20 protein-coding genes and 1 tRNA gene are annotated in these 20,075 nt (G+C 57.0%); 3 read left to right on the plus strand and 18 right to left on the minus strand.

The annotated features are described in order from the left end of the window. Positions 1–77 precede the first annotated feature (77 nt). From AC2TEM_RS02900 to AC2TEM_RS02935, 8 genes are read right to left on the minus strand one after another with little or no spacing between them, the layout of a single operon-like run. Entirely contained in the window at positions 78–488 is a 411-nt protein-coding gene (locus AC2TEM_RS02900) for a Rid family hydrolase (protein ID WP_480584880.1), read from the minus strand. After that, positions 485–1,666 carry a malate dehydrogenase gene (locus AC2TEM_RS02905; protein ID WP_170421291.1) on the minus strand — a complete coding sequence of 394 codons (1,182 nt, stop codon included), beginning with the start codon at positions 1,664–1,666 and terminating at the stop codon, positions 485–487. Before AC2TEM_RS02905 ends, AC2TEM_RS02900 begins: the two co-directional genes overlap by 4 nt. Beyond that, positions 1,666–2,289, minus strand: a complete 624-nt coding sequence (locus AC2TEM_RS02910) for a BMC domain-containing protein (RefSeq protein WP_170421289.1) — start codon at positions 2,287–2,289, stop codon at positions 1,666–1,668. The genes AC2TEM_RS02905 and AC2TEM_RS02910 overlap by 1 nt, the downstream gene beginning before the upstream one ends. After that, a complete protein-coding gene (locus AC2TEM_RS02915; RefSeq protein ID WP_170393273.1) occupies positions 2,286–3,665 on the minus strand; it encodes an aldehyde dehydrogenase family protein in 1,380 nt (459 codons plus the stop codon). Before AC2TEM_RS02915 ends, AC2TEM_RS02910 begins: the two co-directional genes overlap by 4 nt. Further along, entirely contained in the window at positions 3,665–4,849 is a 1,185-nt protein-coding gene (locus AC2TEM_RS02920; protein ID WP_170393274.1) for a hypothetical protein, read from the minus strand. Before AC2TEM_RS02920 ends, AC2TEM_RS02915 begins: the two co-directional genes overlap by 1 nt. 23 nt (positions 4,850–4,872) lie before the next feature. Then, complete coding sequence (locus AC2TEM_RS02925; protein ID WP_170393275.1) at positions 4,873–5,181, minus strand: BMC domain-containing protein; 309 nt, start codon at positions 5,179–5,181, stop codon at positions 4,873–4,875. 43 nt (positions 5,182–5,224) lie between these two features. After that, the gene (locus tag AC2TEM_RS02930; RefSeq protein WP_170421285.1) at positions 5,225–5,491 is read right to left on the minus strand and encodes a EutN/CcmL family microcompartment protein; all 267 of its coding nucleotides are present in this window, start codon (positions 5,489–5,491) and stop codon (positions 5,225–5,227) included. Next, on the minus strand, positions 5,491–6,783 hold the full coding sequence (locus AC2TEM_RS02935) for a glutamine synthetase family protein (protein ID WP_170405351.1): 1,293 nt from the start codon (positions 6,781–6,783) through the stop codon (positions 5,491–5,493). Before AC2TEM_RS02935 ends, AC2TEM_RS02930 begins: the two co-directional genes overlap by 1 nt. Positions 6,784–6,875: 92 nt before the next feature. On the opposite strand from AC2TEM_RS02935, the gene AC2TEM_RS02940 reads away from it, so the two are divergent. After that, positions 6,876–8,015 carry an FAD-dependent oxidoreductase gene (locus AC2TEM_RS02940; protein ID WP_170421283.1) on the plus strand — a complete coding sequence of 380 codons (1,140 nt, stop codon included), beginning with the start codon at positions 6,876–6,878 and terminating at the stop codon, positions 8,013–8,015. Here AC2TEM_RS02940 and AC2TEM_RS02945 read toward each other — a convergent pair. From AC2TEM_RS02945 to AC2TEM_RS02965, 5 genes are all read right to left on the minus strand, one after another. Further along, entirely contained in the window at positions 8,012–8,362 is a 351-nt protein-coding gene (locus AC2TEM_RS02945; protein ID WP_170421281.1) for a hypothetical protein, read from the minus strand. The genes AC2TEM_RS02940 and AC2TEM_RS02945 overlap by 4 nt on opposite strands. 89 nt (positions 8,363–8,451) lie before the next feature. Further along, complete coding sequence (locus AC2TEM_RS02950) at positions 8,452–9,096, minus strand: type 1 glutamine amidotransferase (protein WP_170421279.1); 645 nt, start codon at positions 9,094–9,096, stop codon at positions 8,452–8,454. 50 nt (positions 9,097–9,146) lie between these two features. Further along, on the minus strand, positions 9,147–10,571 hold the full coding sequence (locus AC2TEM_RS02955; RefSeq protein WP_170393281.1) for an FMN-binding glutamate synthase family protein: 1,425 nt from the start codon (positions 10,569–10,571) through the stop codon (positions 9,147–9,149). Beyond that, positions 10,556–11,269, minus strand: coding sequence for a GltB/FmdC/FwdC-like GXGXG domain-containing protein (locus tag AC2TEM_RS02960; protein ID WP_170393282.1), 714 nt, complete (start codon positions 11,267–11,269; stop codon positions 10,556–10,558). Before AC2TEM_RS02960 ends, AC2TEM_RS02955 begins: the two co-directional genes overlap by 16 nt. Continuing rightward, positions 11,266–12,210 carry a class II glutamine amidotransferase domain-containing protein gene (locus AC2TEM_RS02965; RefSeq protein WP_170421277.1) on the minus strand — a complete coding sequence of 315 codons (945 nt, stop codon included), beginning with the start codon at positions 12,208–12,210 and terminating at the stop codon, positions 11,266–11,268. Before AC2TEM_RS02965 ends, AC2TEM_RS02960 begins: the two co-directional genes overlap by 4 nt. A gap of 128 nt (positions 12,211–12,338) precedes the next feature. Between AC2TEM_RS02965 and AC2TEM_RS02970 the strand changes: the two genes are divergently transcribed. Beyond that, positions 12,339–13,010, plus strand: a complete 672-nt coding sequence (locus AC2TEM_RS02970; protein ID WP_170405336.1) for a GntR family transcriptional regulator — start codon at positions 12,339–12,341, stop codon at positions 13,008–13,010. Between the two features lie 58 nt (positions 13,011–13,068). On the opposite strand, the gene AC2TEM_RS02975 is transcribed toward AC2TEM_RS02970, so the two are convergent. Beyond that, positions 13,069–14,376: an aminotransferase class I/II-fold pyridoxal phosphate-dependent enzyme gene (locus AC2TEM_RS02975; RefSeq protein WP_480855977.1), complete on the minus strand. Its 1,308-nt coding sequence runs from the start codon at positions 14,374–14,376 to the stop codon at positions 13,069–13,071. A gap of 96 nt (positions 14,377–14,472) precedes the next feature. On the opposite strand from AC2TEM_RS02975, the gene AC2TEM_RS02980 reads away from it, so the two are divergent. Further along, positions 14,473–15,351: a LysR family transcriptional regulator gene (locus AC2TEM_RS02980; RefSeq protein ID WP_170421273.1), complete on the plus strand. Its 879-nt coding sequence runs from the start codon at positions 14,473–14,475 to the stop codon at positions 15,349–15,351. 107 nt (positions 15,352–15,458) lie between these two features. On the opposite strand, the gene AC2TEM_RS02985 is transcribed toward AC2TEM_RS02980, so the two are convergent. The 4 genes from AC2TEM_RS02985 to AC2TEM_RS03000 all read right to left on the minus strand — a co-directional run bounded on the left by AC2TEM_RS02985 (position 15,459) and on the right by AC2TEM_RS03000 (position 20,015). After that, positions 15,459–15,548, minus strand: a tRNA-Ser gene (locus tag AC2TEM_RS02985). Positions 15,549–15,612: 64 nt separating this feature from the next. Next, positions 15,613–16,440, minus strand: a complete 828-nt coding sequence (locus AC2TEM_RS02990; RefSeq protein ID WP_170510728.1) for an exonuclease/endonuclease/phosphatase family protein — start codon at positions 16,438–16,440, stop codon at positions 15,613–15,615. A gap of 87 nt (positions 16,441–16,527) precedes the next feature. Beyond that, positions 16,528–18,981, minus strand: a complete 2,454-nt coding sequence (locus AC2TEM_RS02995) for a DUF3772 domain-containing protein (RefSeq protein ID WP_170421269.1) — start codon at positions 18,979–18,981, stop codon at positions 16,528–16,530. After that, positions 18,981–20,015 carry a cysteine synthase A gene (locus tag AC2TEM_RS03000; protein ID WP_170393289.1) on the minus strand — a complete coding sequence of 345 codons (1,035 nt, stop codon included), beginning with the start codon at positions 20,013–20,015 and terminating at the stop codon, positions 18,981–18,983. The genes AC2TEM_RS02995 and AC2TEM_RS03000 overlap by 1 nt, the downstream gene beginning before the upstream one ends. Positions 20,016–20,075: the final 60 nt, after the last annotated feature.

A 20,075-nucleotide genomic window follows, 5' to 3' on the forward strand; every position in this document is an offset into this window, starting at 1 on the left:
TTATTGTGCCCTTCTTGTATTCTGTATACAGTACACAAGACGATAGTTCGATCAAATCCTTTCTTGGTGACTCATGTTCAGATTCCGCTGATTTCGCCGTTTTCGTCGTGAATTACCGCATCCACATCGATTTCCACCGTCAAACCGGGTTGCGTCAGCCCGGCTTGAACGGCTGTCAGAACAGGATCGATATGTTTGAATACCTCTCCGTGAACGCTCGCGAATTCACCCGCGCGCGACAGATCGGTCAGATATGCGCGGACCCGGCCTACATGGCGCATCTCGGCACCGACGGCCTTAAGCGCCTCTTCTATACGGGACAGAATGTATTTTGTCTGGGCTCCCACATCTCCTGGCGCATGAATACGCCCGCTGGGTTCGATCGCTGTGGTCCCTGCGACCCAAACGAAGGGACCGACGCGCTTTGCGCGGGAATAAGACGCAACTTCTTCGAACCGCCCGCCTGACTTCCAGATGCGGAGGGTCACAGGCCCAACCTCGATCGGATGGCATCCGCCGCTTTCTGCAAGGCTGCTTGTTCCTGATCGGTCAGCCTCAACTCCTCGACTTCGACCAACCCGGAAGACCCCAGATGGGCAGGAACACCAAGCACAACCCCATCGATGCCATATTCCCCCTGCAACATGACCGAGACCGGAACCGGGCCGGTGCGTGCGCCCCGGATATGGTCGATCAACTCGATCGACGCGTGCGCCGGTGCTATGGTTGCGGAACCGGATTTCTTCAGGGCAACTACCTGCCCACCGCCGGTCACGGCGTCCTGAACGCAAGCCTCAATCTGATCAGGCGATAAAAACACGTCTAATGCCCTGCCCTTAATTTTGGCCCGGCTTGGGATTGGCGCCATCTCGTCCCCGTGGCTTCCGAGCGTGAAGGCTTCGACATCAGCGGGCGCTACTCCCGCAGCCATAGCAAGGGCGTTGCGAAACCGGCTGCTGTCCAGAGTACCGGCCATTCCCAGCACCCGTTCACGAGGGAACCCGGTTGCGCGCAGCATTTCTACGGTCATTTCGTCAAGCGGATTGGTCACCACGATGACGATGGCATCAGGCGCAGCGGAGCGTATGGCCTCAGCGGCCTGGCGGATCACGCGCGCATTCACATCGATCAGATCCGCGCGGCTCATACCTGGACGCCGGGCACGGCCTGCGGTCACCACGACCACCTCAGCACCTGCCACAAGGTCCAGCGACTCGCCGCCAACACATCGTGACCGAGCGCCGGTAATGCCTGACGTGTGGCTCAGATCCAACGCCGTAGCAGCGGCCATTCCGGGCGCAATATCGATCAGCGCGATCTCATCCGCGATATCCTGCATCGCCGCCAGATGCGCCACATTGCCCCCGACGCCCCCTGCCCCGATCATGGCAAGTTTGCCAAGCCTTCGGGCCTTGCGTTTCGAACGCACCGGAGCAACCCATTTGGGCGAGCGGCGATACAACACACGCTGCATTGAAATAGTAGCGTCTGTACGCGTTGGTTGTGGCTTTTCCAGCGGTCCGTCGACAAGCTTTATGCCAACACGCTCGGCAGTTTCGCGTGCCAAGGCCGTCACGATATCGTCGGGCAGGACTTCAAACACGATCCGACCGCGACGGCGGGCATCTTCAACCGCCTCTGAACCTATAACGCGCGGCGCTGCCATCAGTTGGCTCGCCCGTCCACCGCCTCTATGGCGCGGGTTGCGGCCTCGACGGCGGTCTTGACCGAGTTTTCAAACCCCGAGATGAACAGGCGGCCAAACCGCCCCACGGCGCGCACTTCGACAATATCGATCTCTGCCGCCTTCTCCGCTTCATTCGCGGCAATCGAGATATAAGCAGCCGGGGCACACTCGACGATGCCCAACGTCTGCCCTGGAACGATCAGAGCCCCTTTGCGCCATTTGTTCAACAACTGTGCCTGATAGGGTTCGACGCTGGTGATAATCTGCGTGGAACTGATCGCCGGCTTCAACCGGTCAGACATTGTTGCGCCGAGCTCGGCCAGCATCGCATCGCGCGCGGCGGACACCTCCGCATTCGACGGAGACCGCAGGATAAAGAACCCGAACTCGCGCTCGACCATCTGTGTTGTCGCCTCAACCGAAGATGCCTTGAGCGCCCGGTCGATCAGCGAGAATACTCCGTTACCCGGCGCAAACTCTCCGATCAAAACCGTATCCCCGGACAAGGGCACCGACCCTTGCACCGTCGCGCCATTGTACGCGGCGAATTTTGGTTGCAGGTTGTCGATCTGCATCAGCGCCCGGATGGTAATCTCGCTCATGCGCCATACTCCTCGTAAATGTCGCGCCAGGGTCTGCTTTCATAGGCTACCCGTTTGATGTTGATGAGATGCAGGGCTGTCACATTGTCCGAAGTGATCGAACCTGACCACGTGCCGGTGCCCAACATGAAGGATGGTTCCAGATCAGTCGAATATCCCATACCGCCCATGATGCCCGGTGTATTCACCAGTACCCGACCCGTCGGCACGGTGGCAAAACGGGCCACGATCTCAGGGTCGTCCGAATGGATGACCGAGGAATGACCCCACCCTTCGAACTTGGCGATGGATTGCGCCAACTCGATCCCATGGTCTGTGGATTTCGCCGCGTAGAACGCCAGAACGGGGTTCAGCTTTTCTGCAGACAGCGGGCGCTGCCAACCTACTTCAGTTTCTTCCGAGACGAGGCACCGGGTGCGTGGTGGGATGGAAAAACCGGCAGCATCCGCCAGCGCCTGCGGGCTTTGCCCCACCTTCTCAGGGTCCATGGTCTGCACGCCTTTGAAGATCACCCCGGCAAGACGATCCGCTTCGGCCGGAGTGCAGAAATAGGCACCTTTCAATTTTAGCTCGTGGCGCAAATCACGTGCGATCTCGGGATCAGCGACGACGGCCTGCTCACTGACGCAGGCGGTCCCGTAGTCAAAGCTCTTCGACGTCACGATCATCTCGGCGACTTCCGCCAGATCGCGTGCTTTCGACTTGTGTACGTAACACGGCACGTTGCCCGCACCGACCGCGAGCGTGGGTTTGCCGCTGGAATACGCCGCTTTGACCATGGCAGGACCACCGGTTGCCATCACAACCGAGGTACGGCGATGTTTCATCAACTCGGCTGTGCCCTGAATTGTCACGGAATCCAGACATTGGATTAGACCCTTGGGCGCACCAATTTGTTCAGCCACGCGCGCCATAATTCGCACCGTTTCGATGCCACAACTCACACCACGCGGATGCGGCGCACACACGATCGCATTGCCTGCCTTCACCGCAGAAAGCACTTTGTAGATGATGGTTGAAGTGGGGTTCGTCACCGGGATCAGAGCTGCCACAACGCCCATCGGTTCACCGAAGGCTGCGATCTTTGTCGCATCATCGCGCCAAAGCAATCCCAGCGTTGTCACATCTCTTAGATAATCCGCGACTGAAAGCGCGTTGAACAGGTTCTTGACGCGCTTGTCCGGCACATTCCCATATCCGGTTTCCTCGACGGCCATTTGCCCCAGCCGTTCGGCCTCGGGCTCGATGGCGCGCGCCATGGCGTCGACTATTGCGTCTACCTGCGCCGGGTCAGTGCCCAAAAAGGCGCGATAAGCCTCGAAAGCGCTATCTGCGGCACGCCGTGCGGCGGCGATTGATTTCAGATCTGCATCCATCAAGTAGCTCCGGTGACGATGGTGTCAAAGATACGGCGCGCTTGATCAACGTCGCCCGCTGAAACCCCTATGGCTTCGAGGCGCCGTCCAGCGGCAGCCACATCCGCCCCCAAAATTCGGTCGGACATCGCGATCAGGCTGTGCGTCAACGGGCTCGGGATACCCGCAAGCTCACCCGCTGAGACCAAAGGTACAAGCGAGCCCAACACGCCATCCCGCATCATACCGCGCGACGTTTGCTGATCCGGGATCGGACGCGCGCCCGAGCCACGTTCGGCGCCGACAAAAGTGGATATCCACTGCCCTGTCTCCGGCAGGTTGCGAACTCCAAACGCAGCAGCAATGCGTCGCCGTTCGTCTGCAAGCCCCTGAATGACCTCTGTCTGGTCCGGACCAATCAGAGACGCAAAGGTCTGGTTATCCTCAAGCGGAACACCACCCATTGGAATGTCAGGACCACCTGTCCCCATTGCGGCACCGCCGAGGATCAGTGCAGGTATCTCGACTGCGGCCGACAGATCGTTGAAGCCGCACGACAAAACCGAGTCGACCGCCTGAACATTGGACAAATAGGCGGACACGGTGTCCAGAACCTCTTCCCGACCGCGCGGCAAGGTTGCCGCAGCCATCGGTGCCGCCTGCGAAAGCGTCAAAGCTGCGCCCTCGGAACGGAACCAGTATGGCAGACCCTGAACCTCGACCAGCGTGACGTCCGCCGCGCAGCCTCCGATACGCAACAACCAGGCTGTTTCCACAGCCCCCAGAGATCGTCCTGGCGCAAGGACCAAGATTTGCCCGTCGCTGAGGTGATCGGCCAGCACCATCGCATACGTGCGCTGTTTGTGAAGCGGTCCGGTCAGGAATATCACCTGTGCATCGCGCACCGCTGCATCCAGCTCAGCAGTTGTGCGCACCGACGGCCCATCCCGATCGACTTGATAGGTCCCGACCGGACCCTCACCCCGAAGCGAGATGCCCGAGGACTGGGCCAACAGCGACAGTTCGGCCCCATAGGCCGAAAACAGTGTGACCTCAGCCCCTTCGGCAAGGCAAAGAGCTGCCAACAGGCGTGCATCAGCCCCGCCGCCCAACACCGATATCCGGTCGAGCTTGGGATGTTCAGGTGCACCCCGGGTTGAGCCACGTGTCGCTGCACGCGTGAATTCCTCGAAACCGGCTGACATAGCGTCTCCTCAAGACAGACGGACTAAGCCGCAGAGCCAGCACCAAGGCTGTCGATTATGGCCTCAAGTTCATCATGTGGGCGCGCGATCACGTGGACGGATACGACTTCACCCACTTTGTTTGCCGCTGTCGCACCGGCATCCGCGGCGGCTTTGACTGCGCCGACTTCACCACGCACAAGGGTGGTGACTAGGCCTCCGCCAGCCTTGGTTTGGCCGACAATCGAAACGCTGGCCGCCTTGACCATCGCATCTGCCGCTTCGATCGCGCCGACCAGTCCGCGCGTTTCGATCATGCCCAGGGCCATTTGCCCCGCCACTGGTTTCGCCATTTTTCGTTCCTCCAAAGAAATTTAGATGTTTGGTGTTCTTGGTTCAGGTCGTGGACACGCGATCCACAATCGCGATGATCGCCAGATCGACGGGCGCGGTGGACAGACCGGCGGCCATACGCGCCGCCGAGCCGTTGACCAGCAGAACCGTATCCCCCACCCCGGCACCGCAGGTGTCGACGGCGACCCGCGCCGGTTCGATCACCTTGCCTTTGCTATCGACCAAATCCGTCACCAGCAGTTTCGTTCCGACCAGTTTTGCCTCTTTGGCCGTGGCTGTGACGGTCCCGACGACCTTGCCCAAATGCATCAGAAGGTCCTCAGGTAACGGTCCAACTCAACCGGAGTGACCTGTTGATTGAAGAATTCAAGCTCGCGCTCGGCCTGTTGCAATACCAACTCCCACAGCATTTCGCCCATGAGATCGCGAAGCCATTCGGATCCTCGCGCCAGTTCGATCGCCGTTGGCAAGTCGGTCGGGATCGGATCGCCGATCCCTTCTTCGTAACCGTTGCCGGTTGTCGGCTCTGACGGAGCCAGGCCCTGCTCGATCCCGTCCAGCCCCGCTGCAATCTCGGCCGCCAGCAGAAGGTAGGGATTGGCATCTGCACCAGCGTCACGTTTTTCTACGCGCACCGCGCTGTCGGATCCTTCAATGACCCGAATACCAACGGTCCGGTTGTCATAACCCCAGCTCGTGTTGATCGGGCAGAAAGTATAAGGCTGACGGCGTCGATAACCATTGACGGTGCCACTGCCACAGATTGCAGTTTCGCACATGCGTTGTTGCAGCCCGGCGATGAAGGATTTGCCAGTATCGTTTATCTTGCCGTTATCGGCAAAGACATTCTTGCCGTCTTTCCAAAGCGAGTAGTGTGTGTGGAAGCCGTTGCCGGACTGATCGAAGAACGGTTTTGGCATGAAGGTTGCCAGATAGCCGTGGGCGATTCCCAGCTGGCGGATCAGCGACTTAAACAAGACGACACGATCTGCCGCTGCCAGCGCTTCGCCGTAACGGATATTCACCTCAATCTGACCCGCAGCGTATTCGGGGTTCGATTGCTCGATTGGAATACCGCACTCGTTGATCTGTTGGCGGATCGGCCCAACGATGTGCTCCATCCGCGCAGCACGGCCCAGACCGTAGACCTGGATCCCGCTATCGCGCGGCTGTCCGGTCTCCGGATCCAGTAGATAGAATTCAAGTTCAGTACCGACATTGACCTCGAACCCCATTTCGCGGGCCCGTTCAACTTGACGCACCAACGCCTGACGCGGATCGATCGGAACAGGCTTGTGATCCATACCTTCCGCCCGACCAAAGCAAACTGCGACGCCTGGCTCCCACGGCACAGCGACGGGCTGGGTCATTGGGAAGACGTGCATATCGGGGTAGCCGTTGTCGAAATTGACATAAGGCGTATCCCAGACGTCGCACGTCATATCGATCGCCATCAATGCAATCGACAGCGCATTGCCGCTTTTGCAGACGTGGTCCCAGTGGCTGGCCGGAATGCGCTTGCCGCGCATGATGCCGTTGAGGTCACCCACACCAAGTATGACGGTGTGCGTGCCTTCGGGCAGATCAAATCCCGAACTCATTGATGCGCTCTCCCTGTTTTTTGGCTTTATAATTGTTGTATTCTGTATACAGTATTCACAAAGACAATCGATAAACAAGGAAAATCTGCATCATGTCCAAGAACTCGGTCATCGTTGTCGGAGGCGGCATCGTCGGCGTCATGACGGCGCTTACACTGCAACGACGTGGTGAGGCAGTGACTTTGATAGATCGCTGGGAACCGGGACATTCCCGTGCATCTTCAACGGATTACAACCGTGTCATCCGTGCGATTTCCGGGCGGGATGAGTTCTATACACGTTGGGCCCGCGAAAGCCGCCTGCGCTGGCTGGAACTGCAAGCCGAGAGCGGCCAGAACCTGATGTATGAATGCGGTGCGCTGATTCTTGCAACAGGCGGTCATTGCGACTGGGAGAATGCCACAGCCGAAACCTTCGACCGCGTTGGTGTGCCCTACTACAAGTTCGGGCGGCAGGACATCGAATCGCGATTTCCGCAGTTTCGCGTTCCTGACATCGAATACGCCCTGTTCGAACCCGAAGCCGGAATGCTGATGGCGCATCGCTGCGTCCTGACCGGGCTTGAGCTGTTTCGTCGAGCGGGCGGGATCGTACAGCGCGGTCGCGTGACCACCGATGGATCAGAGCGCCCAATGCTGGATGGAAAGCCGCTTGAGGCTGATCTTATCATTGTCTCAACCGGCCCCTGGATGGCGGACATGTTCCCCAGGACGATCAAGCCAATATCGACGGTGGTTGGTGTGAATGTCCTCTATACCTCGACGCCAGATGGGTCCGAGGAGTTCGATATGAGCCGGATGCCCTGCTGGATCGATCATGGTCAGGGCTCATTCGGGCTACCCTCATCCGAAGGTTCAGGCGTGAAAGCTGCGGTCGTGATTCCGGACAAGATCGACCTAGACAATGACGAAAGGCTGATCCGACAGGAAACGCTGGGACGCACTCGCAGCTACATCCGTCATCGTCTTCCCGGCCTTGAGGGTGAGCGGGTTGTGGATTCCAAATTCAACCAGATCATCCTGACACCTGACACACACTTTATTGTCGATTGGCACCCCGAGCATGGAAACGTGCTGTTCGCCGGGGGCTGCTCGGGACATCTGTTCAAACACGCGCCGGTCTTTGCAGAGTTTGCGGCAGGTGTTGGAATGAAGGATTTCGGAACGGCTGATCGTTTCAAGATCACTGGTCGAAGAAAACTGAGCCCAAAAGAAAGTCCAAGCGGGCGTTAAAGGTCCGACAGAGCACTATAAAAACCTGAGTTCGGGCACTCCTCCTGGGGCAAGCGATTACCTGATCGAATTGCATCGCGGCAGGTTTTCGCCTGACGGCAATGCCCACATTTTTCTGCAAGCTCAAGGCTAAGCTCAGGATGTGCATTGAGATCATCTTCGCTAAGACCAAACTGACTTGCCATAGAAAGGATACGCTCTCGCGCATTGGGCGCGCCAGAGCGCAACATGGCCAAATCAGCGCGGGACAGGCCGAGATCCGATAGCTCCAGATCGCTGATACTTCCCTCGCGTGGAGCATTCACAATCCGCGCAATCCTCTCAAAGAAATCCTTGTATCCCGTCATTGCCAACTCTCCCAACCGATTTTGTATACAGTATACATAATGCGGCTTGGCTGGACTTGATTAGGATCAAGAGCCGTTCGCTCAAAGGCTTATTGTTCAGGGACGTACGTACCGCGAAAAAGCTCTACTGCTTGAAGCGCTGCAATATCGTCCGGCACCTTTGCCGCGTTGATCGAGGACATCCCATCATCCGCCTCCGTAGCTGACAAAAGCACCTCTCGACCTCTGGTGAACAGATCGCGCAAGTGATGCGCCTTGTATTCGGGATGAAACTGAACAGAGCGGGCAGGAAAATCATAATCCAGTGCACCAACTGGACAGTGGCTCGCCGATCCGGTCACCCGAGCCGAGTCCGGAATGCTTGTTACCTGATCCTGATGCCAGACATATGCATCCACGCTATCTCCGCCATAGTCGAAGGGCCGTGCGCCAACGACATTGCCTACCTCGGCTTTCTCGGCCCGACCACCATAGACGTCAGCCATGATCTGATGACCGAAACAGATACCAAAGACTGGTTTTCGGATTTCTCGACAACGGTCCAGGAAGGCACGTAGCGGCTGCATCCAATCCGTGTCATCATAAACACCAAATTCAGATCCGCCGACTATAGCGCCGTCGAAATCGCTCTCGTCCGGGAGCGGTTCTCCATCAACAACCCCTACTACTACGAACTCGGCTTCCGGTAGGTGTGGGGCGATCCACTCCTGAATCTGCTGTGAAGTCCGCGGCATTCCCTCCAACAATGGCAGCGGGTGGCTAGTCAACTCAAGAACTGCGATTTTCACCAGTCAAAAGCCCTGTCAATTCCAGCCATTTTCACCCCAGTGAAAGCTGACGCTTGAAAGCTAAGCGCACGCAAGTCTTCGGTTTCCAGATTGTGTACCGAGGACTTTCCGCAGGCTTTCGCAAGCGCTGTAATCTCCATGGTCATGGCCGTCAAATAGCGCGCAATGCGCTCTGCCCCTGCATTCGGGTTCATACGAGCTTCGAGACTTTCATCCTGCGTCGCAATCCCGACCGGGCAGCGACCTGTGTGACAATGGTGGCAGGCACCGGGGGATGTTCCCAAGGCCGCGTAATCTTCGAGATAGCGCGGACTGTTGCACCCTAGCGCAACCATAGCCGCGTTGCCGATCATCACAGCGTCAGCACCGAGAGCCAGACACTTCGCCGCGTCCACACCGGACCGAATGCCACCGGCAGCGACCAGAGAGACTTTGCCGGTCATGCCGCATTCGTCTAATGCTTCACGCGCAGCGCGAATGGCGCTCATCGTCGGGATACCGGTATGGTTTAACAACAACTCCGGAGACGCGCCGGTACCACCTTCGGCACCATCAACTACTACAACATCAGCACCCGCTTTGGCGGCAACTGCCACGTCAAACCGGGGACGTGTCGCACCCATCTTGATGAAGATCGGCACCTGATAGTTGGTGGCGATGCGCAATTCTTCAATCTTCACTGCCAAATCATCAGCGCCGAGAAAATCTGGATGGCGGATCGTAGATCGCTGATCCACGCCTTCGGGCAAAGTTCGCATCTGGCTGACGCGCGGGCTGACCTTCATACCCAGCAACAGACCCCCGGTTCCGGGTTTCGCACCCTGCCCCACGACAAGTTCCAAGGCATCCGCGCGGCGCAGATGATCCAGATCCACACCATACCGCGCGGGTGACATCTGATAGAGCAGGCGTTGGGAGGCTTCGCGCTCCTCTTCCAGCATGCCACCCTCACCCGTGCAAGTCATGGTTCCTACTTTCGAGGCCCCATAACCCAGCGATGCCTTGGCCGATGCCGACAAAGCACCAAAGGACATTGAAGCGATGTAGATCGGGATCTTCAATTCAAGCGGGCGCTCCACAAGGCCGCGCCCTCCACCCAGTACGGTCGTCGTATCGCAATTCTCGCGATAGCCTTCCAGCGGCAGGCGGGTCATCGTTGCAGGAACGAATGTCAGATCATCAAAGGTCGGCAATTGCTTGTTGAACGTGTTGTATCCACGTACCTGATAGCGCCCAAGCTGCGCCAGCGCGTGAACTTCCGAGATCGCCTCGGGTGTCCAGCGGGTCGAACCTCCTTCATCATACGACGAAGGAACGCCAGCCGGGCGGCCGTCGATCGCTCCCGCATCGCGGAACCTGATTTCCTCTTCCGAGGCAACGTCGAACGGATATTCGTAAGGTTTACTCAGATCATGAGCCATGCGCTTGCGTCCCTGCTTTCAAAATACCAAAGACGCTGGCCCGAAACCATTTTGCGCCAATTTCGCGAACTGTCGACAAGCCCGAGCGGGTCGAGGATCGCATCGACCTCGGCCACTTCTTCAGCAGTCGGTTCGATCACGTCGACATCCACACCCAGGCTGTCGACCTCGCCAGCTACCCAGACCTCACCTTCCCAAAGCGCATCAGCACAGGATTCCCCCGCTCCGCCAAGCGCTATGATCCGACCGGAATGCGCCATGAAGCCGGACTGATAGCCAATCTTTCCTTCGACGACGATGTTTCCACCTTTCATCGCAACGCCGACCCTTGGGCCCGCATCGCCTTTGACATGGATCGTGCCGCCGATCATCGCAGCACCACAGGACATACCGGCATAGCCACCGACAGTGATGTGCCCTTTGGCCATACCTTCGCCAACGGCCCACCCACAATTGCGCTCAATTGTGATGTTCGCCCCGGTGTTGAGGCCGCCGCAGTAGTACCCCACAGAGCCCTCAAATGTGATATCCACATTGTCTGGCAGACCCACGCCCAAATTATGACGAGACAGCGTATCTACCACGCGGATCGGCCGACCCATTGTGCAGGCTTCCATTATCTCACGATTGACCTCGCGGATATGTCGCTTGCCGACTTCGATGACGATCTCATCCATCTTTGCAGCCACCTCATTCATGCCGCCAAACTCCGGTTTCCGACGCCCCAGATACCGGTCAGCGACGGGCCGTCGTAGTTGATCACATCGCATTCCTCGGTCATCACCCGGCGGACCGCTTGTTCTTCGGTCGCAGCCGCCAGATCGCCATTGCGGTTGACGACGACCAGAGGCTTCATTGCAAATCGGTCTTTGGCAAACCCAATCCCGTTTGGCGTTGCGATCATGTAGGTAAACACACCATCGATAGAGGTAATGGACTTCTTTAGCGCCTGCTCCATGGTCAGGCCCGCCTTCATCTGGTCGCTGACCCAGACGGCAATCAACTCGCTGTCATTCTCAGTCAAGAACCGATAACCCATTCGGGTCAGCTTATCGCGCCAAGTGAAGTAATCGGTGATCTGCCCGTTATGTACGATCGCGACATCCGAAAATGGGCGCGCCCAGAACGGATGCGATGCGTTAGGCAATACCGAACTTTCCGTCGCAAGCCGCGCATGCCCCAGCCCATGTGTTCCTATCATATCGCGAACGCCGTGCTTTTCGGCCACGGCTTCGGCACCACCAATATCCTTGATGATCTCAAGACTGCGGCCGCAGGATTGAACTTCAATGCGGTCTGTCAGCTCATCCGCGTCCGCGACCCAGGCTTGAAGATTCCTTGGGTCTGAAATTTCCATCCGAAAGCAATAGTGACGACTTTGGTCCGTTACGATTTGGGGGTCAGACAGAAAGCTGCTTCCGTGTTCACGCAATATCGTTTCAAACGCGGAGAGATCCGCATCCTGTTGAGACTTGTCGAATCCCATTCCGCGTAAAACGTATCCCGTTTCTCGTGGCAAACCATAAACGGCGAAGCCAGTGCTGTCGGCGCCTCGATGTTCCTGCGCATCCATCAGGTCAACAAGATCCGCCCCAACCTTCCCGGGCGCGGCCAGTATTCTACCAGCAATTCCACACATGAAGAGCTCCCTGTTCATTCTTTCTTGTATACTGTATACAGTACACGAACAATAGCAACCCCATTCGCCTTGGCAGCAGTTGTTTTATTGAATACAGAATTCATGAAGGACAGAAAGAGAGGCTCCGAGTGGCTCTGAAACAAATCAAAACACAACGCAGACGCCTGGCGGACGAGGTCTATGACCAACTGGTCGAAGCCATCATGAGTCGCGAGATCACCGGTGAAGATCGGCTGGTGCAGGAAAAGCTGGCCGCCGAGTTGAACATCAGCAGGACGCCTGTACGTGAAGCGCTCATGCGGTTGGAGACTGAAGGCGTGTTGGAAGTGGCCGCCAGCGGCGGATTTCGACTGGCGCGCATGGACCAGACCGAGGTGCGGCAACTATACCAGGCACGTGCAGCCATCGAAGGACAAGCCGCGCGCATACTTGCGGTACACGCTGAACCAGAGGTTCTTGATCGATTGCGCGAACTCATTCGTCGCGAAGAAGATCTGAGCCAGCCGACGACCCGAGACTACTTTATCGCAAACCGGCGCATTCACCGTGCCTTCATGGTTGAGGCGGGCAACAAATTTCTGATCGACATGTTCGATATGATTTGGGGCAAAGCAATGGCGTTCCATCTGTTTTCGGCGATTGAAAACGTCGATATCTCTAAATCGCTCGGAAACCACCTGACGCTCGTTGACGCGATTGCGACGGGTGATGTCACCGAAGCGCTGGAAACTTTCACCAGCCACATTCAGGAAGGTTTCGACCTTCAGATCGAAGGTCTGAAAGAAGCGGATAACGGCTAAACCGCGTTTCTGATCGAGCGACCAATCAGGGCCTGAGACCTGATTGGCCGCAACTGGTTCAAATCACAAAATGCAACCTATCGAACTCACTGCGCCATCCAGATACCTCGGATAGAACGGATTCACCGCCCAAGCCACGTCGGATCAGTTCTGCCAGACGCTCTGCATCTCCTGCTGTCATACCCCACCGGACCAGCTCGGGCGTGCCGATCCGTAGGCCATTCATGTCGCCTTCCACCGGCTCAACTGGCAATCCGATGCCACATGCCAGAAACCCGGATTTTCGAAGCAGTTTGGAGGCAGTCTGACCCCCACCATACGGCGCTGCCAGTACCGCGAATTGATGAGAATTGGTGAAACCCTCTCCACCCGCGAAGACCGGAACACCTTGCGCATCCAACGCGGCAGCAAGTGCTTTGGACATCGCAATCATTTCATCTGCATAGGCTGATCCGAACTCTTTCCAATCCAGCATGGTGACGGCAAGTGCAGCCGTTTTGGCTGCATCAAAGTTGGCTGTCATGCCGGGGAAAGCAATTGTATCCAGCGCCTTGGCGATTTCCGCATCGTTTGACACAATCAGCCCCCCGGCCGGTCCGCCAAGGCTTTTGTAGGTACTCATGGTCATGAAATGCGCACCCTCCTTCAGCGGGTTGGACCACGCATGCCCGGCGATGATCCCGCACTGGTGGGCGGCGTCGAACATGACCTTTGCGCCGATTTCATCCGCTATGGCACGCACTTCGGCCACGGGATGCTCAAACAGGTTCAGACTGCCGCCTATCGTGATCAGCTTGGGGCGTTCGGCTTTCGCCAAAGCCCTCAACCGTTCCAGATCAACGGTATACCCATCCGCATTGACGGGGGCTTCAATAGTGCGCAGACCAAACAGCCCCGCACACCCCGCCAAATGGTGAGTCACATGGCCACCAATCGATGCTGGCGGAGCGATTATCGCATCACCGGGTTTGCAGGTCGCCATAAAACCATAGAGGTTGGCAATTGCGCCCGAAGGCACGCGAACCTCGGCGAATTGCGCGTCGAAAACATGGGCACACAACTCTGCTGCGATGACTTCGATCTCTTCGATCGCCTCCAACCCCATTTCATATTTGTCACCAGGATATCCCAGCGATGGTCTGGACCCGATGCCTGACGACAAAAGTGCCTCGGCCCTTGGGTTCATGACATTTGTCGCCGGGTTGAGATTGAAGCACTCTTTTTCGTGGATGCGCCGGTTTTCCTCTGCCAAATTCTCGATCCGGGCCAGTAAATCGCCAGACGACGTCGATGCGGCCTTGTTCGCGATATCCTGAATCAGGGTTTCGCTTGCGGCAGGCACCCAGTCTCTTTGTACAAGTGTCATCTGACATCCTCCTGTTTTTCGCAGTTTGGCGGCTTTCGCGTGACACCGCAAAGCAGAATTGTTATTTCTTGGCGTAGAAAAACTAAGGCTAGATCAATGAGTGTCGCCCCCAAACGCCCCAAGGGACCTCCGCTGAACGCAATGCGGGCGTTCGAGGCAGCAGCGCGGCATGTCAGCTTTGTCGCGGCGGCGGAAGAGTTGAACGTCTCACCGGGGGCGATCTCGCAACATGTAAAGGCGTTGGAGGGTTGGGCAGGTGCGCCGCTGTTTCGCCGCAACGCGCAAGGGGTTGAACTGACGCCCCAAGGTCAATCACTTGTCGCGGTCTTCACCACAGCCTTTGATCAGATGGGCGATGCCGCTCGGGCCCTTCGGAACCTCAAGCCAAATGCCGATTTTCACATCGCCGCCTTGCCTGCTGTTGCCCAACTCTGGTTGCCCAAACGATTACGCCGGATCAGAAAGTGTTTTCCGCATATCAATTTTTCGGTCACGGCGCTGGAAACACCACCCAGCCTTTCGCGTGAGATGTTCGATTTGGCGATCTTCTTCGCGGCCTTGGACGAAGCACCTGACCAAATTGTGCTGTGCGAGGATGAAACCCAACCGGTTTGCGCCCCTGCTCTGCTGGATCAGTTAACCGGCAACAACGGGTTTCAAGGCACTCCCTTGTTGCACGATCAGACGTGGAGCAGCGATTGGTCCACATGGTCGCGAAGCACAGGTTGTGAGGTCCCAGATGTCAAAACTGGCCCGCATTTTTCGCTTTACAGCCTTGCCGTGGAAGAGGCCAAGGCCGCAGCTGGCGTGCTAATGGGGCACCTATGCTTACTCGAAGAGCCATTGAAATCTGGTGCACTCGTAACGGCCCACGCGCAATCCTGCCCGACAGGGCGTGCTCTAGCGGTTCAAGTGCCAGTGGCATCGCGACGAAGACCTGAAACCGATCAAGTCATCGCCTTGTTGTCAGATTGAGTCAAATCTCATCAATCCGGTGCATTGTGCACGACACTTCACATTGAAAGCCGTGCACAAAACAGTCTCGCATAGACCGCAAGGCATCTCAGATTTCATGGGGTATATGGCGGAGAGACAGGGATTCGAACCCTGGAGACGGTTTCCCGCCTACACACTTTCCAGGCGTGCGCCTTCGACCACTCGGCCACCTCTCCGGTAGAGGTGACTTATGCGAATTTCTGAACCGAGTGCAAGGCCCCTTTCGCAAAAATGGACGGGTCAGAAAATACGAAAGCTAGCGACAAAAGGCAGATGGTCCGACACCTCATCCTTGAACGCCTCGCGCCCCATATTCATGGTCCAGTGCATTGGAAACAGCCGCAGGCTGCCGCGGACATAATCGGTGGAATAGGTGCGTGATACGGCAAAACCGTCCAGTAAATTGGCGCGACCCTTATCCAGAATATGCGAGAACCGATCCTGCAAGTCCCAGCACGAAACAAAGTCCATCATGTCATCCCCACCAAGATGGTGGAAATTGCTGACGTCCTGACCGGGGATCATGTTGAAATCACCCATCAGAAGGATCGTGCGCTGTGTCAGACCGGGGGTCGAGCGGATCTCGGCGATCTTGTCTCCGATAATCCTGCATTGGCTGTCACGTATCTGCTGCTCGGGCCGGTCTCGTCCGGATTTAAGATGCACAGCGATCAGTTTGGCCTTGAATTTGCCGACCTCGACATCGGCGATCAGGGCCTGACGTCCGCCGGGATCGTCACCTTCCGAGCCGTCGATCAGCTGCAAACCTGTCACCGAGACCCCCGGTTTGTGCAGAAACCCGATATGGATATTGCCGTTGGGCTGCGGCAGGATCTTGACCTGATAGTCTAGCCCCTTATCGGCCAGACCCAAGGCCAGCCGATCGATATGTTCGATGGGGCTGACCTCGACCAGAGTGATCAGTTCGGCGTCCAGCAGGGCCAGCCCTTCGATTTGATGGGTGACCCGGTCACTGCTGGCTGGAATACCCAGACTTGTGTTTACTGGATTGAAGCCGGCCAGATTCCAGACGGCAATACGCGCGAGGCTGTGTGAAAATGTAACCATCAAAATTCCTCCTGCAAATGACTTCAGACTACATCAAAATGAAACAGTCCGATAACCATTTGCGGGAAAATGCCGATCGCATCACGCTCAGTGGTTGTCGCCCTCGCCGTCCTGATCCCCTGCCGCGTCCAGATCGTCTGCTGTCATGTCCACTGGTTTTGTCGATGGCGCTTGGGGTGATAGGTCGTCATCCACGGCAGAAGCATCATTGGACGGATCGGACTGACCCGTCAGCACCTCAGGGTTACGGAGCCACAGGTCACGCTGCGCGAACGGGATCTCGATGCCTTCCTCAACGAACCGGCGATTGATCTCGTGGTTCATGTCGGATTTGACAGACAGCACCCAATTCACATCCCGCAGGATCGCGCGGATTTCGAAATCCAACGAGTCTGCACCGAAGCCCTGGAACACTACGCTGGGCGCGGGATTGGCCAGAACCATCGGGTGCCCGTTTGCGATCTCGCCCAGAATAGTTTCGACCTTGCGGGTATCGGTACCATAGGCGACGCCTACAGGCACGATCACTCGGCCAATCGTATTGCCCCGGGTGTAATTCGTAACCACCCCACTGATCAGGTCCGAGTTCGGAACGATCACATCCGTCCGGTCGAACGTCTCGATCCGCGTCGACCGGACTGAGATATCGCGCACATATCCCATCATACCGTTCACATCGATCCAGTCACCTTTGGAAATAGGACGCTCAACCAGTAGGATGATCCCTGAGACAAAGTTCGATACAATGGTCTGAAGACCGAAACCGATGCCGACCGACAAAGCACCCGCCACGATCGCAAGCGAGGACAGGTCAAAACCGGCAACCATGATAGCGATCAGTGCCGCCAGAAAAATTCCGACATATCCGGTACCCGACACGATGGCATTCTGCCCGCCGGGATCAATGCTGGTCTTCGGCAGCAGTGAATTGCGCAGCCCGCTTTGCAGCAAACGGGTCAGCGTATATCCAATGGCGAAAATGGCAACGAACGTCAGGAAATTACTGGGTGAAATCGTAACCCCGCCAATATCAAACCCCAGCAACAATCGCGACCAAGCTTCAAGCAGGTCCGTCTGGCGCGCGCCCCAGTAAAGCGCCAATATCGGCAACGCCAGAATGGCAAGCGCGAACCCGACCAGAACCGAAAACAGTGAATCGCGCGCGGCGTCGCCCTGCCCTGAAAGCCAGCCATATACCGTACCAATAAATCGCTGCACGATCACCAGTGCTGCAATCAGAACCAGCGTTTTGATGGCAGGAAATACGATAGCTTCGGCAGCGTTAATGTATCCAAAGGCCCCCAAGATCGGAGTCGCAATCCCAAGCATGAACAAGGCGCGCCGCAAGAACTCGACCAATTGGCTGAACCCTGCGCCACGGCGGGTAGCTTCCTGGTCCGTCTGTTCTTGCTGAGGCTCTGATTGGCGAACCTGACGCACACGCAGCAGAAGAAGAGCAGACACCACAACGATCGGGAAGCCAACAACGGCGCGGGTCGCGTCAGAGATATTCTCGATCTGCTCGAACAATTGCGCCAGCTCGTGCAAAATAAGCATGACCGCCAACAGGTCTATATAAACCCGCAATTCTCTGATTTTGCCTGCGGACAGTCTTTGGAAGTTCTGCGCCGCTCCCATCAGATAGACCTGCCGGCCGATCCAATCAAAATAGAAGATAATCGCGGCCCAATAGGGGATTTGCTGGAACAAAAGTGTACCGCGCAGGCCCAGCACGCCAGTTAGCACGACGGCGGTGACCAACGCCAACACGCCCAACCAAGGCAATAGAATGCGCAACAGCGAGACAATAAAGGTCCAGACCCCGCTGCCGCTACCTCCTAGCGAGCGGAGATATTCGCCGCCTTTCTCGGACCATTTGCGCCCAAACAGCAATAGAACTGCTGAAACAACCAACAGCACGAGAATGCCAAGACCGCGCTCGCGGATTTGTTCGCGCACCACATCAGAGCGCAAGTTTTCGATGGTTTCGTTAATAAGGCTGTGCGTCGCCTCTTTGATGTCGACCCAAGCTGGTCCCCAATAGACGGGGTTGAGCGGCGACGGCCCGCGTTTCAGCATCTCTTTCTTTTGTCGGTCTCGGACTATCCGATCAATTTCGCTGATCAGCCCATTCGCGCGACTGAAAGCCTCTTCCGAGATGATGCGGGGAACACGCAAACTGTTCAGCTGGGTTTCGAGTTGCGCGCGCAGCTTGGCAATGTCTTCGGCCTCGCTTTCCCCGTCAGCCGGCTTTGGGCCAAGCGCCTTGAGTTGGCTTTCCAGCGTCTGAATACGATCGGTGTTGGCACCTCGGGCTTTATTAAAGTCTTCGCGATACTCATTTATTTCCGAACGCAAATTCTCTAATGCTGCGTTGGATGCACGGTTCGCGCGAATAACAGATTCCGCCCGGTCCGCCGTGCTGACCCAGCCCTGATAATACTCGCTCTGCCGGTCAGTAAGTTGGGCAGAGGCGATCCCGCCCAACCCAATCAAGCAGAATAGCACCAGAACCAGACACAGGCGGACCTGTTGCAGCATCACACGTCCTCAAACACGCCAGGAATACTGCGCGGCGCATCGGTCATCCAATCGGGTACGGGAAGTTCCTTTTCACGCAGGAATTCAGGATTGAACAGTTTGGATTGATAGCGGGTGCCGTAGTCACACAAAATCGTAACAATGGTGTGCCCTGGCCCCAGTTCTTTCGCCAAACGGACGGCACCGGCAATGTTGATCGCGGTTGACCCGCCCATCACCAGACCCTCTTCGCGCAGCAGATCGAAGATATAGGGCAGCGCTTCGCTATCGGTAATCTGCCAGGAATGGTCAGGTGTGAACCCTTCGAGGTTCTTGGTAATCCGCACCTGTCCGATACCTTCTGCGATAGAACCACCCTCCATCGCGATCTCACCAGTGGTGTAGAAGGAATAGAGCCCCGCCCCCATCGGATCAGCCAAACCGATCTTGACACCCTTGGGCTGCAACGCTTCGGCCACCCCGGCCAGAGTACCACCCGATCCAACGGCACAGATGAAGCCATCGACTTTACCGCCGGTCTGCTCCCAGATTTCGGGACCAGTGGTTTCCACATGTGCCTGACGGTTGGCGACATTGTCGAACTGATTGGCCCAAATCGCGCCATTTGGTTCGGTTTGAGCCAACTGCTCGGCCAGACGGCGCGAATAGTGCACAAAGTTGTTGGGATTACGGTACGGCGCCGCAGGCACCTGCACAAGCTGAGCCCCCGCCAGGCGGAGCATATCCTTTTTCTCTTCGGATTGGGTTTCAGGAATGACGATCACCGTCTTGAACCCCATCGAGGCACCAACCAGCGCCAGACCGATGCCGGTATTCCCGGCCGTACCCTCAACAATCGTGCCGCCGGGTTTCAGATCACCGCGCGCAATCGCATCGCGGATGATAAACAACGCAGCACGGTCTTTGACGGACTGACCCGGGTTCATGAATTCGGCCTTGCCGAGGATCTCGCATCCCGTTTCTTCGCTGACGCGACGCAGCCGGATCAAAGGTGTTTTACCGACGGCGTCGGCAAGGTCTCGTGCAATGCGCATGGCATCCTCTTGTCATATGGTATTGCAGCAGATTTACAGGTGCCCTGACGCGATCACAAG

This window comes from Ruegeria sp. HKCCD3925, from assembly GCF_057221175.1.

Excerpts from the sequence above, each read along its gene's own strand:
- AC2TEM_RS02980 (WP_170421273.1), top strand. The coding sequence starts at position 14,473 with ATGAGTGTCGCCCCCAAACGCCCCAAGGGACCTCCGCTGAACGCAATG.
- AC2TEM_RS02940 (WP_170421283.1), top strand. The coding sequence starts at position 6,876 with ATGTCCAAGAACTCGGTCATCGTTGTCGGAGGCGGCATCGTCGGCGTC.
- AC2TEM_RS02955 (WP_170393281.1), bottom strand. The coding sequence starts at position 10,571 with ATGGCTCATGATCTGAGTAAACCTTACGAATATCCGTTCGACGTTGCC.
- AC2TEM_RS02975 (WP_480855977.1), bottom strand. The coding sequence starts at position 14,376 with ATGACACTTGTACAAAGAGACTGGGTGCCTGCCGCAAGCGAAACCCTG.
- AC2TEM_RS02945 (WP_170421281.1), bottom strand. The coding sequence starts at position 8,362 with ATGACGGGATACAAGGATTTCTTTGAGAGGATTGCGCGGATTGTGAAT.
- AC2TEM_RS02920 (WP_170393274.1), bottom strand. The coding sequence starts at position 4,849 with ATGTCAGCCGGTTTCGAGGAATTCACGCGTGCAGCGACACGTGGCTCA.
- AC2TEM_RS02905 (WP_170421291.1), bottom strand. The coding sequence starts at position 1,666 with ATGGCAGCGCCGCGCGTTATAGGTTCAGAGGCGGTTGAAGATGCCCGC.
- AC2TEM_RS02925 (WP_170393275.1), bottom strand. The coding sequence starts at position 5,181 with ATGGCGAAACCAGTGGCGGGGCAAATGGCCCTGGGCATGATCGAAACG.
- AC2TEM_RS02915 (WP_170393273.1), bottom strand. The coding sequence starts at position 3,665 with ATGGATGCAGATCTGAAATCAATCGCCGCCGCACGGCGTGCCGCAGAT.
- AC2TEM_RS02965 (WP_170421277.1), bottom strand. The coding sequence starts at position 12,210 with ATGTGTGGAATTGCTGGTAGAATACTGGCCGCGCCCGGGAAGGTTGGG.
- AC2TEM_RS02910 (WP_170421289.1), bottom strand. The coding sequence starts at position 2,289 with ATGAGCGAGATTACCATCCGGGCGCTGATGCAGATCGACAACCTGCAA.
- AC2TEM_RS02990 (WP_170510728.1), bottom strand. The coding sequence starts at position 16,440 with ATGGTTACATTTTCACACAGCCTCGCGCGTATTGCCGTCTGGAATCTG.
- AC2TEM_RS02995 (WP_170421269.1), bottom strand. The coding sequence starts at position 18,981 with ATGCTGCAACAGGTCCGCCTGTGTCTGGTTCTGGTGCTATTCTGCTTG.
- AC2TEM_RS02930 (WP_170421285.1), bottom strand. The coding sequence starts at position 5,491 with ATGCATTTGGGCAAGGTCGTCGGGACCGTCACAGCCACGGCCAAAGAG.
- AC2TEM_RS02960 (WP_170393282.1), bottom strand. The coding sequence starts at position 11,269 with ATGAATGAGGTGGCTGCAAAGATGGATGAGATCGTCATCGAAGTCGGC.
- AC2TEM_RS02935 (WP_170405351.1), bottom strand. The coding sequence starts at position 6,783 with ATGAGTTCGGGATTTGATCTGCCCGAAGGCACGCACACCGTCATACTT.
- AC2TEM_RS02950 (WP_170421279.1), bottom strand. The coding sequence starts at position 9,096 with ATGCCGCGGACTTCACAGCAGATTCAGGAGTGGATCGCCCCACACCTA.
- AC2TEM_RS03000 (WP_170393289.1), bottom strand. The coding sequence starts at position 20,015 with ATGCGCATTGCACGAGACCTTGCCGACGCCGTCGGTAAAACACCTTTG.